The sequence below is a fragment of the Saccharothrix espanaensis DSM 44229 genome (assembly GCF_000328705.1).
GTDB lineage: Bacteria > Actinomycetota > Actinomycetes > Mycobacteriales > Pseudonocardiaceae > Actinosynnema > Actinosynnema espanaense.
The window spans coordinates 5,938,026-5,953,937 of record NC_019673.1 but is presented as its reverse complement, the minus strand read 5'-3'; the positions used below and the strand labels follow the sequence as shown (position 1 = coordinate 5,953,937).

Below are 15,912 nucleotides of genomic sequence, written 5' to 3'. Positions count from 1 at the left end.
CATGGTCGACACCCCGTCGCGGACGCCGGTCGTGGCGCGGCTGCGCTCGGCGGCCGTGGTCATGGGGCCCGCGTTCGTGATCGCGGTGGCCTACGTCGACCCGGGCAACTTCGCCACCAACATGGCGGGCGGCGCCGCCCACGGCCACCTGCTGCTCTGGGTGGTCGTGGGGGCGAGCGCGTTGGCGATGTTCGTCCAGTACCAGTCGGCGAAGCTCGGCGTGGTGACCGGGCGCAACCTGCCCGAGCTGTGCCGGGAGCACTACTCCCGGCCGGTGACGGGGCTGCTGTGGGCGCAGGCGGAACTGGTGGCGATGGCGACTGACCTGGCCGAGTTCGTCGGCGCGGCGGTGGCGCTGAACCTGCTGTTCGGCGTGCCGCTGCTGCCCGCGGCGCTGATCACGGCGGTGGTGTCGGCGGGCATCCTCGCGCTGGCCCCGCTGCGCCGGCGGCGGTTCGAGTCGGTGATCGTCGGGCTGCTCGCGGTGGTGCTCGGCGGTTTCCTCTACCAGGCGCTGCGGCTGGGACCGCCGACCGGCGCGGCGGCGGGGCTCGTGCCCGGGTTCGCCGGGGTGGACAGCGTGCTGCTGGCCACCGGCATGCTCGGCGCGACCGTGATGCCGCACGTGATCTACCTGCACTCGGCGCTCACCCAGCGGCACCACACCACCGACCCGGCGGCGCGGCGGCGGGTGCTGCGGGCCAGCCGGGCGGACATCGTGGTGGCGCTGGGCGTGGCCGGGGCGGTGAACGCGAGCATGCTCATCGTGGCGGCGGGCGCGTTCCACGGCTCGGGGCCCGCGCGGGAGTCGCTGGAGGACATGCACGCCGGCTTGGGCGCGCTGCTGGGGCCCGGCGCGGCGTTGGCGTTCGCGCTGGCGCTGCTGGCGTCCGGGCTGGCCGCGTCGAGCGTCGGCACGTACTCCGGTCAGGTGGTCATGGAGGGGTTCCTGCGCCGGCGCATCCCGATGGTGTTGCGGCGGCTGCTGACCATGCTGCCCGCGTTGGCCGTGCTGGCGCTAGGGGTCGATCCGACCCAGGCGCTCGTGCTCAGCCAGGTGGTGCTGTCGTTCGGCATCCCGTTCGCCCTGGTGCCGCTGGTGCTGCTGGGGCGGCGGGCGGACGTGATGGGCAGCGCGGTGAACCGGCGCGGCACGACCCTGTTCGGTGTGGCGGGCGCGGTGGTGATCTCGGCGTTGAACCTGTTCCTGCTGGTCCGCACGCTCACCGGGTGAGGTGCGACGGGAAGGTGAACCGGCCGCCGCGGTCGACGCACGTGACCGCGGCCGGCGGTTCGCGCCGTTCGACCTCGGCGACGAAGTCCGACAGCGGGGACTTCATCAGGCCGTAGTCGTCGTAGTGGACGGGGACGGCGTGCCGGGGGCGGAGGAGGTGCAGCAGGTCGACGCCCTGCTTGCCGTCCATGGTCAGCAGCAGGCCGAGGACCTTCGTGCCGCCCAGGTGGACCACGGCCACGTCGATGGCCGGGTAGCGCTCGCGGATCTCGTGGAGTTCGCGGTGCACCAGGGTGTCGCCGCTGAGGTAGACGCGCAGCGGCGTGGCGTCGGGGCGCGGGCGGTACTCGACCATGCTGCCCATCACCGGCGGGAGCAGCTTCGCCAGGGGGCCCAGCGCGTGCCGGCCGGGCAGGGACGTGACGGTCAGCGAGGCACCGTCGCGGGTGAGGGTGAGGTCGGACCAGGTCGCCAGGCCGACGGTCTCCCGGAAGCCGCGCCGGCCCAGCTTCCGGGCCGCGTGCGAGGTGGTGAGGATCGGCAGGTCGCGGTCCAGGGAGCGGGCGGCGACGCGGTCGAAGTGGTCGCCGTGCAGGTGCGAGACGACGACGGCGTCCAGCCGGGGGAGTTCGTCGATGGTGAGAGCGGGGTCCTTGAGGCGGCGGGAGGCGAGACCTTGGCCGAAGTAGCTCCACTGGCCGCGGCGGATGAAGTTCGGGTCGGTGAGCAGGGTGAAGGGGCCGAGTTCGAGCACCGTGGTGGCGTTGCCCACGAACATCAGCGAGTTCTGCTGGTCCATGGAGCCTGGGTTGCCACGCGGGCCGCGCTCAACCGCTCGCCGGCCGTCGGGGTCACGGTGCTGCGCCGGCGGGCGCGCGGCGCGGGGCCGGGTGCTGGAGCGGCCGTTCGGAGTGCCCGGGAAGCCGGTTGGCCGGCGGCCGACCTCCTCGTCGACCCGGCCCGAGGACGAGTGGCGAGGTGTCCGGGGCGGGAACACCTCGCCCGCACGTCGATTCGTCCGGACCGGGTGAAATTCCGGCCGGCCGGGTGTGAGCGGGCCGCTGCGGGGTAGTCGGGCGCGTCGCAGGCGGTTCGAGGTCGTGCCAGGAAACGTGGAAGCGGTCTGCTGCCGGTGGGCCTGCGCACCGCACCAGTCGAGTCGAGGATGGTCATGACGACGCTCAAACCCACGCCGATCGTGCCCCGTGAGGCCGCGCGGCCCCGTCTCAAGGGGTCGGCGTTGCTGCGGCTGTTCTCCACCACCGACCACAAGCAGATCGGCCTGCTGTACCTGACGACGTCGTTCGGGTTCTTCCTGGTCGGCGGCCTGCTGGCGCTGCTGATGCGGGGCGAGCTGGCCCGGCCGGGGCTCCAGTTCCTGTCCAACGAGCAGTACAACCAGCTGTTCACCATGCACGGCACGGTCATGCTGCTGCTCTACGCCACCCCGATCGTGTTCGGGTTCGCCAACTTCATCCTGCCGTTGCAGATCGGCTCGCCGGACGTGGCGTTCCCGCGCCTCAACGCCCTGTCCTACTGGCTCTACCTGTTCGGCGGCCTGATCGCGGTCAGCGCGTTCCTCACGCCCGCCGGCGCGCCCGACTTCGGGTGGACCGCCTACACGCCGCTCAGCAGCGCCGCCCGCACCCCGGGCGTCGGGGCGGACCTGTGGATCACCGGCCTGGTCGTCGGCGGCCTGGGCACCATCCTCGGCGCGGTCAACATGATCACGACCGTGGTGTGCCTGCGCGCGCCCGGCATGACCATGTTCCGGATGCCCATCTTCACCTGGAACATCCTCATCACGGCCATCCTGGTGCTGGTCGCCTTCCCGATCCTCACCGCCGCGCTGCTCGGCCTGCTCGCCGACCGCCACCTGGGAGCGCACGTGTTCGACCCGGCCAACGGCGGGGCGATCCTGTGGCAGCACCTGTTCTGGTTCTTCGGCCACCCCGAGGTCTACATAGTCGCGCTGCCGTTCTTCGGCATCGTCAGCGAGATCTTCCCCGTGTTCAGCCGCAAGCCCCTGTTCGGCTACAAGGGCCTGGTCTACGCGACGATCGCCATCGCCCTGTACTCGGTGATCGTCTGGGCGCACCACATGTACGCGACCGGCGCGGTGCTGATGCTGTTCTTCTCCGCCACCACCTTCATCATCGCCATCCCCACCGGCATCAAGTTCTTCAACTGGATCGGCACCATGTGGAAGGGGCAGCTCACCTTCGAGTCACCGATGCTGTTCAGCGTCGGGTTCCTGGTCACGTTCCTGTTCGGCGGTCTGTCCGGCATCCTGCTGGCCTCCCCGCCGATCGACTTCCACGTCCACGACACGTACTTCGTCGTCGCGCACTTCCACTACGTCCTGTTCGGCACGATCGTGTTCGCCACCTACGCCGGCATCTACTTCTGGTTCCCCAAGATGACCGGCCGGATGCTCGACGAGAAGCTGGGCAAGATCCACTTCTGGACCACGTTCATCGGCTTCCACCTCACCTTCCTGGTCCACCACTGGCTGGGCAACCAGGGCATGCCCCGCCGCTACGCCGACTACCTGCCCAGCGACCAGTTCACCGACCTCAACACCGTCTCCACCATCGGCTCGTTCGTGCTGGGGGCCTCCACGCTGCCGTTCCTCTACAACGTCTTCCGCAGCTACCGCTACGGCGACCACGCCGAGCACGACGACCCGTGGGGTTTCGGCAATTCCCTGGAGTGGGCCACCTCCTGCCCGCCACCCCGGCACAACTTCACCGAACTGCCCCGGATCAAGTCCGAACGCCCAGCGTTCGAACTGCACTACCCCCACATGGCCGAACGGATGCGCGACGAGGCCCACTACTCCGTCCTGCGCAAGAACCAGGACGACGTCGAGGTCGACCCGACCACCGAGAAGGTCCTCGCCCCCACCGACCGCGAGGCCGATCACGACGACTGACACCGCACGGAGGACTCGGTGACCAGGTACGAACGCCGTCAACTCCGCCGGATCGAGCGTTGGTTCGAACACACCGACCCGGCCCTCGCTTCGGTGCTCGCAGGCAGGGACCCGACCGTGACGGCCACCCGACGCAGGTCGGTGCTGGTGTGGGTCACCGTGCTCGGCTTCGCCTTCCTGCTCGGCGGAGCGGTCGTCCACCTGCCTCTGGTGTTCGCGGGCTTCCTGCTGCTGATGACTGCGGCCTGCATGCACGTCACACGCCTGCGGTCGGCCGGAACGCAGGACTGAGCGGGAGGAGTTCGCCCGCCTCGGGCGGGGGTGTCCGGTGGCGGCCTGACGTCCGCCGGACCTCCGACCGACCTCTGACGTGGCGGATCACCCCGGCGACGGCAGGTGCGTCCACCATCGCCCGGAAGGTGTGGCTACCTTCGAACGGGGGAACGTCAGCGGATGACGGCAGCGGTTCACGCCGGTCCGCAGGAGCGGGGCGGCGGCCGGTGCCGACCGAGGAGGTGGGGCGATGGGCGGCGAACCGCGGGGTGCGGCGGACGACGAGGCCGCCGAGACGCTGGTCCGGCGGCTGGACGAGATCACCGGCGCGTTGGAGGGGTTGGCCGCGGTCCTGGACCAGGAAGAGGACCTGTCGATCATCCTCGACCGGATCTGCCGCCAGGTGGTGCGCGCGGTCCCGGCGCCGACATGGTGAGCGTGACTCTGCTGTCCGACGACGGTCCGGTGACCGGAGCGACGACCGGGCGAGAGGCGTCGGAAGTGGACGTCGCGCAGTACCGGGCGGGGGAAGGACCGTGCCTGGAAGCCGTGCGGATCGGCGAGGTCGTGCGCGCGGTGGCGGCTGAGCTGCCGGACCGCTGGCCGGCCTTCGCCGAGCAGGCCGAGGGGCTCGGTGTGGCCGGCTACCTGTCGGCGCCGTTGTGCTTCGACGAGGACACACCGGCTTCCCTCAACCTCTACAGCGGGCACGCGGACGGTCTGCGGGCTCTCGACGTGGCGCTCCTGGAGCTGTACACGACCGCGGTCGAGGCGGCGTTGCGCAACGCACGCCGCTACCTCCGTGCTCGTGAGCAGGCGGCTCAACTGAGGCAGGCGTTGGCTTCCCGGGCGGTCATCGACCAGGCCAAGGGCATCGTCATGGCCGTGCACCGGGTAAGCGCGGACGAGGCGTTCGCGATGCTGGCCGCGCGGTCGCAGCGCGAGAACGTCAAGCTCCGCGACCTGGCCGAGCGCTTCCTGGAGGACCTCCTCGCCGCCGATTGACGGACCTCCCGCGCGGCTCCGGGATCGCCTGCCGGAACTCGACTCCACCCACGTGATCGACCGCGCCGCCCGGCAACGCGCCGGCCTCGAACCGTTCCGCGCCTGCGCCGACGCGTGCACGGCCCCGGTCTGCTGGGATTCCGGTGTCCGACAACCGGTTTGCCACCGACGGTGAGTGGTATTCCGTGGTCCCTCGACCCGGGCTCCCGCTCATCCGAACGGACCGCGCGAGGGACTTCTCGTCGGCCAAGCAGTGTGCCGACACCAACGCAGGGCCCTTGGGCCGGGATCGTGCCGTCATCGTGCGCGCGTGCTGCCGGTGCTCGGGCGCACCTGCGTGCCGGCCACCTGCGAGCGGTGAGGACACCATGGTCAACGCTGATCAGCCCATCTCGGACATCGGAGTGCCGACCCTGGGGGTGGAGGAGGAGTTCCTGGTCGTCGACCCGGACAGCGGTGCGCCCGTCCCGGTGGCCGGTGAGGTGGTCGACCTGGCCAACCGGCTGGGCGCGGACCTGTGCCCCGAGTTGACCCGGGTGCAGGTGGAGAGCAACACACCGGTGTGCCGCACGCTGCGCGAGGTGCGTGGCCATCTGCTGACCGCGCGGTCGACGGCCGCGGCTGCGGCCTTGCAGGCGGGAGCGCAGCTGCTCGCGGTCGGCGTGCCCCTGACCGGACCGCTGGGGCAGTCCTTCAGCGACTCGGACCGCTACCGGCGGATCGGGCGGGACTACGGTCTGCTGGCGGCCGAGCACGGCGTGTGCGGCTGTCACGTGCACGTCTCGGTGCCGGACCGGGAGACTGCGGTGCAGGTGTGCAACCACCTGCGGCCCTGGTTGCCGGTCCTGCTCGCGTTGACCGCCAACTCGCCGATCCACCAAGGCGTCGACACCGGCTACGCGAGCTGGCGGTCGGTGCTCAACAGCCGCTGGCCGTGTTCCGGCGCGCCGCCGTACTTCACGTCCGCCGGCCACTACGACGCCGTGCTGGACATGATGATCGACAGCGGAGCGGTGCTGGACCCGGCGATGGTGTACTGGGACGTGCGGCCGTCGGACCACCTGCCCACCGTCGAGGTCCGGGTCTCCGACGTGCCCGCCACGGTCGACGAGTCGATCCTGCTCGCCGCCCTGGTGCGTGCCCTGGTCAGCACCGCGCTGGGGGCTGTCCGCCAAGGTGACCAGGGGCTGCCGGTCACCACCGAGGCGTTGCGCGCGGCCTACTGGCGCGCCGCGCACGACGGCATCGAGGGCGACGGCATCGACCTGTTCACCAACCACCGCGTCCCGGCCGCCCACCTGCTGCGGCGGCTGATCCGCCACGTCCGGCCGGCACTGCGCCGAAGCGGGGAGCTGCGCGCGGTCAACGCCCTGTCCACGAAGGTCCTCCAGAACGGCAACGGCGCCGTCCGCCAACGCAAGGCGTTCCAGCGGCGCGGGCGCTTGGAGGACGTGGTGACGATCCTGAGCCGGGACACGGGCCACGACTGGCTACCGGACACCGCGGCGTGATCTCGGATGTCGCTACCGGGGCGCCGGGCGGCATCCACTGTGGACTGGGCGAGCGCCGTCGGGTGATGTCAGCGCACTGCCGTCCCCTGGTCGGGAAGCACGGCGCTTGCTCAGCCACCGCTTCGAGTGCGCTGCGGTCGGCAGGCGTCCACCGTGGTAGCGCACGCCGCCGAGCAGAACTCTCCGGGCGAGTGCGATCCAGACGCACACGGCCCTTTCGGCGATCCACAGTGGCGCGAAGACCGCCGTCGTGGCGGGGAAGACCTGAGTCCCGCCGTGTCGACGACGGCCCAGTTCAGCCACTAGGACTCCGGACAGGGCCAGGAAACTCGTGACCTTCGCGGTGCTGTTCCGTGCGATCGCCACGCCCACGGCGGGCAGCACGGCGAGTTCGACGCAACAGCGCACGGGTTGGGCCAGGCTGTCGTAGGCCTGGCGGACCCGCTGGGACCAGAAGTGCCGGGCTGTGGGAGGTGTGCGCCGGACGAACAGGTCGGGGGCGCGGGCGATCCGACCACCGGCTACCGCCAGGGTGCGCATCAGTTCGAGGTTCTCGAACAGGACGTCGTCGCGGTACCCGCCCATGGCCAGGAACGTCGTGCGGCTGACCCCGAACGTGCCGGGGTAGTCACCGGAGAACGCCCGGTTCAGAAGGGTCCGGGCGGTGTCCCACCGGGCGTGCCACGGCAACGCGCCGAAGTAGTTCTGCGGCACCACGAGGTCTGAGCTGTCCAGCACCTCTCCGACACGCCGTAGTGCGGTGTCGTCGTAGCGCACGTCGTCGTCGGCGATGACCACCCTGTCGTGCACGGCAACCCGCACGCCGTGGCAGACCCCGACCACTTTCCCGTTGCTCGCCCCGGTCACTGTGGGCACCCGGAGGTGGGTGACCCATCTGTTCCACCGTTGCGCGTGACGTGTGAAGTGCGGCTCGGGCGAACCGTCCGCGACGACGACCTGACACCGCTCCGCGAGCCACCGCAGGTAGTCGGTCAGCTCGTCGAGTCCGCTGTCGTCGTTCCACCGCAGCGGGAGCACGTACGACAGCCGCCTGCTTACGCTTGTCCCTTTCACATCACAGACATGCCCGCTACCGCACGGTCCATTCCGGATCAGGCGTGCTTTCCGGCGATTCGCGGTCTTGCTGGAGACGGGTGTGGTCGTGCGGGAACGTGATCGGTGGCTTGCCACCGCCGGCGGGCCTGCTGGAGTTGTGGCCGCTCTGGCCCCGGCCCGACCGCGTCAGCGCTGCGTTATTCCCCGGACTCGTCCGATTCGGACTGGGGGGTTTCCACGGCCAGTTCGAGGTACTGGTCGACTTCCTGGGGTGTCGGGTCGATGCCGACGTCTTCGGCGAACTCCTCCGGGTCGACACCATCTTGCGCATCCACTCGGTCGTCGGGGTCCATCGGGTCGTCCTCCATTCATCGGGTGCGGAACGCCCGGCCGGCGGCTGCCGGCGTGCGACGCCGACCGGGCGGATCACTCACCGGCCTGCGCGGCGGCCGACTTGGCGGCGTCGTAGGCCAGGTGCAGGAAGTCCGAGCCGGCGACGGCGGCCATGGTGGTGGTGAGCAGGCGAGTAGGGCGGGGAGCCAGCACGAGTCCGGCGGTCAACGACGTCGCCAGCCACACCCCGGAGCAGAAGGGGCAGGTCAGCAGTTCGCCCACCGCATGTCGGTGGTTGCCCGTGGAGGGCACCGACTCGAGCACTTCGCCTTCGCCGGCAGATCCCTCGAAGCGGGTGAACGGTGCCCGAAGAGGACTGGTGACGGCGCTCTTGTTCAACAGCCTGGTCATCTTGTGGGTGGCCACCGACACCAGCAACGTGTCGCTCCACGAGAACCGCTCCGGCAAGCGGGCACCGCGAGCCACGCCCACCACCGTGGCCGCGCCCACCAAACCCAGGTACCCGCCCATCGCCCGAAGGTAGCCGCCCAGTGGCCGCGGCTCGCCTCGTGCGTAGTTCGTCCTGACGCGATTGAGAATCCCTGCCATCGACATGCCGTGTGAATAGCCTTCGTTCACGGCCTCAAACTCGATTCCTCCACAGCCGTCCCTCGTGACGACATGGCGGCGGTGACTCACAGCGGTGTGAGCAGTGAGGTGTGGTTGTCGGTCCAGGCGGTGAGGGTGTGGTCGGTGAGTCGTTGTTCGAGTAGTTCGGTGGCGCGGATGCCGAAGACGATCGAGTCGGTGAGTTCGGGTTCGCGGGTCGTGAGGTCGCCGATGACGTCGTGTCGCATGACTTGTTCGTGTACGGCGTCGGCTTCGATGTGTTCGGTGTAGAACTCGATGCAGTCGGGGTGGGCGTCGAGGTGGTCGAGTGCTTTGGCCATGCGGGTGGCGCTGGGTGCGGTGGTGATTTCGGCGGCGGCGAAGTGGCCTACGAGTGCGCCGCGTTGTTCGCGGTGGAGTCCGAACAGGGACATCAAGTTCACGGTCGCCAGCGTCGGCGCGGGTGCGTGGTCGAGGTAGTGCAGGTAGCCGGTCTCCAGACCGGCGCCGGCGAGTAGTCGGGCGTAGAGCTGGGAGTGCATCCGGTCGCCGCGTCCGCCGCCGTATTCGTCGTACTCGACGGCGACGAGTGCGGCTTTGGCCCGGCCGGTGAGGCGGGGGATGACCCAGGCGTGGGGGTCTGCTTCCTTGAGGTGGTAGATGGACCGGTGGGCGAAGTGTTCCCGCATCTGCCACCACTGGCCTTGGTCGAGCAGGTGGTGGCTCAGTCCCTGCCCGTCCACCGGTTCGACCAGGAGTTCGTCCAGCACCTCGTCGACGTCCGGGTGTCCGGGCAGGTCGGCGTCCAGCGCGTCGTGGAACACCCGTTCCATCTCCGACCGCAGCCGGATCAGTTCGGGGTCCCATTCCCAGCCTGGTGCGGCGTCGTGGAAGCCGCGGTAGTGCAGTTCGTAGCACACGTGCAGCGCGAGTTGGAGGTCGTCGCCGTACGGGTCGTGCCCGTCCACGCCGGTGGGCGGGGACCACTGCGACGGGTCGGATCGCAGGGCCGTGATGACCGTCTCGGACAGCGGCCCACGCGGAGTGGGGAGGGCGGCGGCTCCCAGAGCGTGCAGAGTATGCGTCACGTCGGCGGGATACCCGGCCCGATCCCGGTGATGCACGCCGACGCCAGCCAGTCGACCAGGGCTTTCGGGCCATTCGCGGCGGCTGCCCGCTGACGGCGCGCACCGGTCGGTGCGCCGAGGTGGTCGTGCGGATGCCCCGTCCCGCCCACGTGGTCCAGCAAGCGGCGCACCAGGACCGGCGCGGGTACCGCTACGCCGTTCCACGGGTCCACCCCCGGTCCGTCGACGCCGAACCGCGCGGCCGTCCAGGTGGCCGCGGCCAGCACCTGGTGGTCGAACTCCGGGGCCTCCCGCCCGGCTGCCAGGTCGTCCAGCGCCCGCTCGACCAGGGCCAGCGTCACGGCCGCCAAGGCGACCGCGTCCGCCGCCGTCACCGCGGTGTCCGCGATCCGCACCTCGACCGTCGGGTAGCGGGGCGAGGGGCGGGCGTGCCAGAACGTCATGGCCGCATCGGTCAGCACCCCGCAGTCGACCAACCGCTCCACGGCGGTGTCGTGCTCGGCGGCCGAGGCGAAGCGCGGCGGCGGGCCGGACCCCGGGAACCGGGACTGCTCGACCATCCGCCAGCTGCCGAAACCGGTGTCGCGGCCGTGCGCGAACGGCGAGTTGACCGACAGGGCGAGCAGCGTGGGCAGCCACGGGCGCAGGTGGTTGACGACCGCGATGGCCGTGTCCCGATCCGGCACTCCGACGTGGACGTGGCACCCGCAGCAGTGGTAGTCCGCCACCTGCCCCGCGTACAGGTCGGTGATCGCCCGGTAGCGGTCGTCCACGGGAGGAGCGACGGGTGCGCTGAGCACCGGCGTGCCGGAGGGCACCACCAGCACACCCTCGTCGGTGGCCGCCTCGACCAGGGCTCGGCGGCCTGCTGCCAACTGGCGGTGCAGCTCGGTCAGGTCCTCGCACACCCCGCTGGCGAACTCGACCTGGGTGTCGAGCAGCTCGCGGTGGGTCTTCGAGCCCGCCGGCAGGCCGTCGACCCGCTTCAACACGGCCGCTGCGCGCGGGATGACCTTGCGGGTGGTCGGGTCGGCGAGCAGGAATTCCTCCTCCACCCCGACCGTTCTCACACCGCACCGCCGAGCGGCGCGCGTCCGACTCGGACCGACGTGTGGGGCGTCTGCATAAGCGGGGTTACCCGGCCGGGGACGGATTTCACCGGCCAGGTCATCGACCGAGGTGGACGATCGCCGGTCCGGAACGGCAATCACCCGGTCGGTCCCCGCTCCGCGCCCCTCGTTTGAGGCCGCCGACCCGGGGTAAGCAGGCCCCAGGCGCTCCGAGCGCGTTCGTCAACAGGAGGTGGCCCCCGCCATGTCGTCCGCCGATCTGCCGCAGTCCGGATCCAAGTCGGAGCTGCGGTGCCGGGCGTCCGAGGTCGAGTTCACGCTGAGGTCGAAGCCCGTGCTGGTCGACTTCGCCGGAACCTGCTCGTTCACCGCCGACACCGATGCACAGGGCACGGCGCGGTTTCGCTTGACCGGCTTGCGCTTGACCGCCGAACTGCCGGACGCGGGCGGACCGGAGGACGGCGGCACCATCACGCTCGTGCAGGACGAGGACAGCGTGCTGCGCTCCTCGACGGAATCGCCGTCGCACTTCGCCGACGACCTCGTCATCGCTCTCGGCGCGACCGTCGAACAACCGGGCGGCAAGGTGCAAGCCACAGTCAGGAACCCGGCGAAGTTCAGCACCGCCGGGGCTTCCTGCCCGTCCGGTAGCGGCCACTACGAGTTGGTGGAGCCGATCGACCTGATCCTGCCGGACAGCCCTGAGGTCACCATCGCGCAGATCCACAGCCTGGTCCTGCACGCGGACCCCGCGTAACCGGACGCCAGAGCAGAAGTCCACTGTAGAGCGGCGCACCGCCCAGACGGGTGATCCTGTGCTCGCACCCAGTCCCGAGTGGAGTAGGTCAGCCGGCCGGCGGCCGTTCCTGGCGCGCTTCGGCGGGAGGAGCCAGGGCGGCCGGGTCGAGGGAGCCGTCGACCAGGGCGCGGGTGATGTCGCGCACCGGTGTGCGATGCGCGCCGGCGTGCTGGTGGATCAACGCGCTCGCCCGTTCCGGGTCGAGGTTCAAGCTGCCCGCGACGAGGCCGGTCGCGTGGGCGAGGCGCACCCGGTCGTTCATGGTGGTCAACGTGTGTTCGACCAGTCGGTCCGCGCGTCGGGAGTCGCCTTCCTGCGACAGCCCCAGCACCGACAGGTCGGCCAGGGTGCGGGCGAGGTCGTACTGCCACTGCGCCCAGGGCGCGGTCCCGGTGAACAGGACGTTCAAGCCGCCAAGGGCGCGGTTGTCCAACCTCATGGGGATCGCGTGGACCGCTCGGTAGCCGGCGGCCGTCGCGGCGGGGGTGAACTCGGGCCAGCGGTCGGTTTCCCGGGCCAGGTCGACGGCGCTGACCACGACGTCGTCGCGGATGCAGTCCACGCAGGGGCCTTCCTCGATCTGCGACTGGAGCAGCTCTACGAACCGGGCCCGTTCGTCGGACGCCGCCACGACTCTGATGCCGCCGCGCGGGTCGACCAGCATCACGCCCGTGGCGGAGGCGTCGAGCAGCCGCGTGCACGCGGCCGTGATCATGCGCAGCACCGTGTCGGCGTCATGCCCGTCGACCAGCTTCGCCGTGATGTCGCTCAACGCGGCGGCGATCTGCTCGGGAGCGGGCACCTCGGAAGCATACGACCCGCCGGGGGTGCGGCGCGCGGTGACGGGTCAGTCCGCGAGCTGGTCCAGGGGCAGGCGCCGGGCCAGCACGTCGCGCGCGACGTCGAGCACCGACCTGCGGTTGGCGAAGGCGTGCGCCCGCAGCCGGGCGAAGGCGTCCTCCAGGCTGATCCGGAGCTGCGCCGAGAGCATCCCGGTGGCGATGTTGACGTCCTGGTAGGAGACCTCGACGCGCACTTCGCCGTCGGTGGCACCGCTGTGGTCGAGCAGCGACAGGACCGTCAGGTCGGCCAGCACGGCGGCGTCGGCGACCACCTCGGAGGACAGGCCACCCGGTCGGCGGCGGTAGAGGTCCAGTGTCCCGAGCCTGATGCCGCCGAGCTGGAGCGGGAAGGCGAACACCGCCGCCAGCCCCTCGTCCTCGGCGAGATCGGCGAACCCGGGCCACTTCGCGCGGTACGCGCTCAGGTCCGCCACCAGCACCGGCCCGCCGGTGGCGAACGCCTCGACCCCGGGGCCCTCGCCGACGGTGTACTGGGCTTCCTCCAGCACGCCGGCCCAGCGGTCGCTCGCGCCGAGCAGTTCCTGCGCGCGGTGGTCGCTGCGCAAGGACATCGCGGCGGCGTCGACCCCGGCCAGTGCCCGCACGCAGACCTCGCACAGCGCCCGCGCCCAGCCCGCGCGGCCAGGCGAGACCACACTTTCCGCGACCATCCGCGCCAGCCGGTCTCGACGCTGCCCGTCCAACATCCGTCCTCGCTGCCGCAGGGAGTACCGCCGCACCGGACCACGCACCAGCCGTGACCACTGCCTCGGTGATCTCGTGCACGAACGCAGTACGTCGCGGACGCGCCCCGGGAGTACCAGGGCGTCCGATTATCCCCGGTCCGGCGCTCCTCCGCACACCTGCCTCCGCCGGCTCGACGAGCTGCCGGAGCGGCCGCGGGTCGTGGAGCGCCCGAGGCCGGGTCGCGAGCGGACGGCGGGACGGCATGAGGATAGGTCGCCGGGCGCGGGGTAGCCGGTGGTCATGATGAAGCGTGCGCTGTGGCAGGGGTTGGTGGCCGGTGCGGCCGGTGCGGTGGTGATGACCGTCGGGGAGAAGCTGGAGCAGCGGGTGACCGGGCGGCCGGACTCGCACGTGCCGGCCCGGGTGCTGGAGCGGCTGCTCGGGATGACCGAGAAGCCCGGGAAGCAACCGCGCGCGGTCAACCTCGCCATGCACCTGGGTCAGGGTGCGCTCGCCGGGGTGGTGCGGTCGTTGATGGCCAACGCGGGGGTGCGCGGTCCGGTGGCGTCGGCGATGTTCACCGTGGTGCGGCTGACCAACGACCAGATCCTGGAGAACGCCACCGGTGTCGGCGCGCCGCCGCAGACGTGGCCGCGCCGGGAGCTGCTGGTGGACCTGCTGCACAAGTCGGTCTACGGCTTCGCGACCGGTGTGGTGGCCGACGTGCTGGCCGCGCGGGACGGGCCCGGTCCGGGGCAGCGGCACGCCGCGCTGCGCCCCGGTCGCCGGTCGGATGTCGGCCCGGTGCTCCGCGCTGTGTCGAGCAGCCGCTGACCCAGGCGCAGACCTCGCCGCTGACCTCGGCGCAGACCCGGTGCGGGGCCAGACCGCACCTCGGAGCCGGAGGCGTTGGCCGGCATCGCCGAAACGGTGGCCACGACCGCCCCAGCGGCACGGTGTTCAGGCAGGAGAGGCTGATGGCGCCGTGCCCGCTGGCGACTCCCCGACGACAGCGCAGCGAGAGGACGACGATGGCCGACGAAGGAACTCCGCCCTCGCCTGGCGGGAACGGGGAGGTGGCCGAACGCGTGCGTGGCTACCTGGCCGACCACCGCGACCGGATCGTCGAGGAGTTGATCGGCTGGGTGCGCCTGCGCTCGGTCGCGGGGGAGTCGGAGCACGACGTCGACCTGGTCCGGTCGGCGCGGTGGCTCGCCGGGGCGTTGCGGGACACGGGTTTCCCCACGGTGGAGGTGTGGGACGTGGGGCCGGCGGTCTACGCCGAGTGGTGTGCGACGCCCGACGCGCCGACGGTCCTGGTCTACAGCCACCACGACGTGCGCGCCGCGAAGGACGGGCAGTGGGAGGAGACGCCCCCGTTCGAACCGGCCTTGCGCGACGGCCGCCTCTACGGGCGGGGCACCTCCGACGCCAAGGGCCAGGTGCTGGCCCACCTGTGGGGCCTTCGGGCGCACCTGGCCGCGACCGGGCGCACGGCACCCGCGGTGAACCTGAAGTTCCTGGTCGAGGGCGAGGAGGAGGCCGGGTCACCGCACTTCGCCCAGCTGATCGAGGAGCATCGCGACCGGCTCGACGCCGACCTGGTGGTCTTCTCCGACACCCTGCTGTGGCGGGCCGACCACCCCGCGATCTGCACCAGCGTGCGCGGCCAGGTCCTCGCGCACCTGGAAGTGCGAGGTCCGCTGCGCGACGTGCACAGCGGCGCGGTGTCCGGACCGGCCCCCAACCCCGCCGAGGAGCTGTCCAGGCTGCTGGCCCGGCTGCACGACGACAAGGGCCGCGTCACGCTGCCGGGGTTCTACGACGACGTGGCCGAGGCATCCGAACGCACCCGGTCCGCCCTGGCCGCGCTGCCGTTCAGCGATGACGACTGGTTGACCAGGTCGCAGACCCGCACCATCGGCGGTGAGGCCGGGTACACGGTGCTGGAACGGCTGTGGACCCGGCCGGCGGCCGAGGTGCTCACCGTGGTCGCGGGTGATCCGGTCGGGCCGCCGACGGGCGCGATCCCGGCCGTCGCCGCCGCCGACCTGGGCATCCGGACGGTGCCGGACCAGAAGGTGGCGGACGTGGCCGGGCAGCTGCGGCGTTGGGTCGCGGACAACATCGGCGACCACGTCGACTACGAGTTGACCGTCGCGGAGGAGACCGGCCAGGAGCCCTACCGCACGCCGGAGGACCACCCGGCGCTCGACGCGCTCGCCGACGCCATGCGTGAGGGGTTCGGCTCACCGCCGGGCCGGATGGGCAACGCGGGCGGAGGACCGGCCGAACTGCTCGCCCGCGCCTTGGACGCGCCGGTCGTGTTCTTCGGCACCGGTCTGCCCGAGGACCGGTGGCACGACAGCGACGAACGGGTGTCGATCGACGTCCTGCTCGCCGGAGCCGCCACGCTGGCCCACCTGTGGCCACGACTCGCGGCGCTGCACGACCGCCGCTGACCGATCCG

Annotated in this window: 17 protein-coding genes; 9 read left to right on the top strand and 8 right to left on the bottom strand. The window is 71.3% G+C overall.

What is annotated here, in order from left to right:
• Nucleotide 1 precedes the first annotated feature (1 nt).
• Entirely contained in the window at nt 2–1,234 is a 1,233-nt protein-coding gene (locus BN6_RS25725; protein WP_015102701.1) for an Nramp family divalent metal transporter, read from the top strand.
• Here the strand turns inward: BN6_RS25725 and BN6_RS25720 are convergent.
• Nucleotides 1,224–2,033 carry an MBL fold metallo-hydrolase gene (locus tag BN6_RS25720; protein WP_015102700.1) on the bottom strand — a complete coding sequence of 270 codons (810 nt, stop codon included), beginning with the start codon at nt 2,031–2,033 and terminating at the stop codon, nt 1,224–1,226. The two genes, BN6_RS25725 and BN6_RS25720, sit on opposite strands and share 11 nt — an antisense overlap.
• Before the next feature lie 372 nt (nt 2,034–2,405).
• Between BN6_RS25720 and ctaD the strand changes: the two genes are divergently transcribed.
• The 5 genes from ctaD (at nt 2,406) to BN6_RS25700 (ending at nt 6,958) form a co-directional block, all read left to right on the top strand.
• The gene (gene ctaD, locus BN6_RS25715; protein ID WP_015102699.1) at nt 2,406–4,169 is read left to right on the top strand and encodes an aa3-type cytochrome oxidase subunit I; all 1,764 of its coding nucleotides are present in this window, start codon (nt 2,406–2,408) and stop codon (nt 4,167–4,169) included.
• An 18-nt stretch (nt 4,170–4,187) separates the two neighbouring features.
• Nucleotides 4,188–4,460: a DUF3040 domain-containing protein gene (locus BN6_RS25710; protein WP_015102698.1), complete on the top strand. Its 273-nt coding sequence runs from the start codon at nt 4,188–4,190 to the stop codon at nt 4,458–4,460.
• A gap of 232 nt (nt 4,461–4,692) precedes the next feature.
• Nucleotides 4,693–4,878, top strand: a complete 186-nt coding sequence (locus tag BN6_RS50070) for a hypothetical protein (protein WP_015102697.1) — start codon at nt 4,693–4,695, stop codon at nt 4,876–4,878.
• Nucleotides 4,872–5,447 carry an ANTAR domain-containing response regulator gene (locus BN6_RS25705; protein ID WP_408005261.1) on the top strand — a complete coding sequence of 192 codons (576 nt, stop codon included), beginning with the start codon at nt 4,872–4,874 and terminating at the stop codon, nt 5,445–5,447. Before BN6_RS50070 ends, BN6_RS25705 begins: the two co-directional genes overlap by 7 nt.
• A gap of 368 nt (nt 5,448–5,815) precedes the next feature.
• On the top strand, nt 5,816–6,958 hold the full coding sequence (locus tag BN6_RS25700; protein WP_015102695.1) for a carboxylate-amine ligase: 1,143 nt from the start codon (nt 5,816–5,818) through the stop codon (nt 6,956–6,958).
• A gap of 12 nt (nt 6,959–6,970) precedes the next feature.
• On the opposite strand, the gene BN6_RS25695 is transcribed toward BN6_RS25700, so the two are convergent.
• The 5 genes from BN6_RS25695 to BN6_RS25680 all read right to left on the bottom strand — a co-directional run bounded on the left by BN6_RS25695 (nt 6,971) and on the right by BN6_RS25680 (nt 11,114).
• Nucleotides 6,971–7,996 carry a glycosyltransferase gene (locus tag BN6_RS25695; protein WP_197540190.1) on the bottom strand — a complete coding sequence of 342 codons (1,026 nt, stop codon included), beginning with the start codon at nt 7,994–7,996 and terminating at the stop codon, nt 6,971–6,973.
• A gap of 215 nt (nt 7,997–8,211) precedes the next feature.
• Nucleotides 8,212–8,367 (bottom strand): hypothetical protein, encoded by a 156-nt coding sequence (locus BN6_RS47480; protein ID WP_173430496.1) that lies wholly within the window; start codon nt 8,365–8,367, stop codon nt 8,212–8,214.
• Nucleotides 8,368–8,440: 73 nt separating this feature from the next.
• Nucleotides 8,441–8,878, bottom strand: a complete 438-nt coding sequence (locus BN6_RS25690) for a DUF1360 domain-containing protein (protein WP_231904746.1) — start codon at nt 8,876–8,878, stop codon at nt 8,441–8,443.
• 164 nt (nt 8,879–9,042) lie between these two features.
• Complete coding sequence (locus tag BN6_RS25685; RefSeq protein WP_015102692.1) at nt 9,043–10,044, bottom strand: iron-containing redox enzyme family protein; 1,002 nt, start codon at nt 10,042–10,044, stop codon at nt 9,043–9,045.
• Nucleotides 10,041–11,114, bottom strand: coding sequence for a carboxylate-amine ligase (locus BN6_RS25680; protein ID WP_015102691.1), 1,074 nt, complete (start codon nt 11,112–11,114; stop codon nt 10,041–10,043). The genes BN6_RS25685 and BN6_RS25680 overlap by 4 nt, the downstream gene beginning before the upstream one ends.
• Before the next feature lie 244 nt (nt 11,115–11,358).
• Between BN6_RS25680 and BN6_RS25675 the strand changes: the two genes are divergently transcribed.
• The gene (locus BN6_RS25675) at nt 11,359–11,871 is read left to right on the top strand and encodes a hypothetical protein (protein ID WP_015102690.1); all 513 of its coding nucleotides are present in this window, start codon (nt 11,359–11,361) and stop codon (nt 11,869–11,871) included.
• An 88-nt stretch (nt 11,872–11,959) separates the two neighbouring features.
• Here the strand turns inward: BN6_RS25675 and BN6_RS25670 are convergent, their stop codons facing one another.
• Together BN6_RS25670 and BN6_RS25665 are read right to left on the bottom strand one after the other, a co-directional pair.
• Nucleotides 11,960–12,715, bottom strand: coding sequence for a GAF and ANTAR domain-containing protein (locus BN6_RS25670; RefSeq protein ID WP_015102689.1), 756 nt, complete (start codon nt 12,713–12,715; stop codon nt 11,960–11,962).
• 45 nt (nt 12,716–12,760) lie between these two features.
• A complete protein-coding gene (locus tag BN6_RS25665; protein ID WP_015102688.1) occupies nt 12,761–13,462 on the bottom strand; it encodes a GAF and ANTAR domain-containing protein in 702 nt (233 codons plus the stop codon).
• A gap of 280 nt (nt 13,463–13,742) precedes the next feature.
• Here BN6_RS25665 and BN6_RS25660 point away from each other — a divergent pair, with 280 nt between their 5' ends.
• Together BN6_RS25660 and BN6_RS25655 are read left to right on the top strand one after the other, a co-directional pair.
• Entirely contained in the window at nt 13,743–14,276 is a 534-nt protein-coding gene (locus BN6_RS25660) for a hypothetical protein (protein WP_015102687.1), read from the top strand.
• Nucleotides 14,277–14,530: 254 nt separating this feature from the next.
• Nucleotides 14,531–15,904: a M20/M25/M40 family metallo-hydrolase gene (locus BN6_RS25655; protein ID WP_015102686.1), complete on the top strand. Its 1,374-nt coding sequence runs from the start codon at nt 14,531–14,533 to the stop codon at nt 15,902–15,904.
• The last annotated feature ends 8 nt before the right edge of the window (nt 15,905–15,912 follow it).

Bases quoted from the DNA above. Each gene is read 5' to 3' on its own strand.
- BN6_RS25660 (WP_015102687.1), top strand. From the start codon at position 13,743: ATGATGAAGCGTGCGCTGTGGCAGGGGTTGGTGGCCGGTGCGGCCGGT.
- BN6_RS25705 (WP_408005261.1), top strand. From the start codon at position 4,872: ATGGTGAGCGTGACTCTGCTGTCCGACGACGGTCCGGTGACCGGAGCG.
- BN6_RS50070 (WP_015102697.1), top strand. From the start codon at position 4,693: ATGGGCGGCGAACCGCGGGGTGCGGCGGACGACGAGGCCGCCGAGACG.
- BN6_RS25675 (WP_015102690.1), top strand. From the start codon at position 11,359: ATGTCGTCCGCCGATCTGCCGCAGTCCGGATCCAAGTCGGAGCTGCGG.
- BN6_RS25700 (WP_015102695.1), top strand. From the start codon at position 5,816: ATGGTCAACGCTGATCAGCCCATCTCGGACATCGGAGTGCCGACCCTG.
- BN6_RS25725 (WP_015102701.1), top strand. From the start codon at position 2: ATGGTCGACACCCCGTCGCGGACGCCGGTCGTGGCGCGGCTGCGCTCG.
- BN6_RS25720 (WP_015102700.1), bottom strand. From the start codon at position 2,033: ATGGACCAGCAGAACTCGCTGATGTTCGTGGGCAACGCCACCACGGTG.
- BN6_RS47480 (WP_173430496.1), bottom strand. From the start codon at position 8,367: ATGGACCCCGACGACCGAGTGGATGCGCAAGATGGTGTCGACCCGGAG.
- ctaD (WP_015102699.1), top strand. From the start codon at position 2,406: ATGACGACGCTCAAACCCACGCCGATCGTGCCCCGTGAGGCCGCGCGG.
- BN6_RS25690 (WP_231904746.1), bottom strand. From the start codon at position 8,878: ATGGGCGGGTACCTGGGTTTGGTGGGCGCGGCCACGGTGGTGGGCGTG.
- BN6_RS25665 (WP_015102688.1), bottom strand. From the start codon at position 13,462: ATGTTGGACGGGCAGCGTCGAGACCGGCTGGCGCGGATGGTCGCGGAA.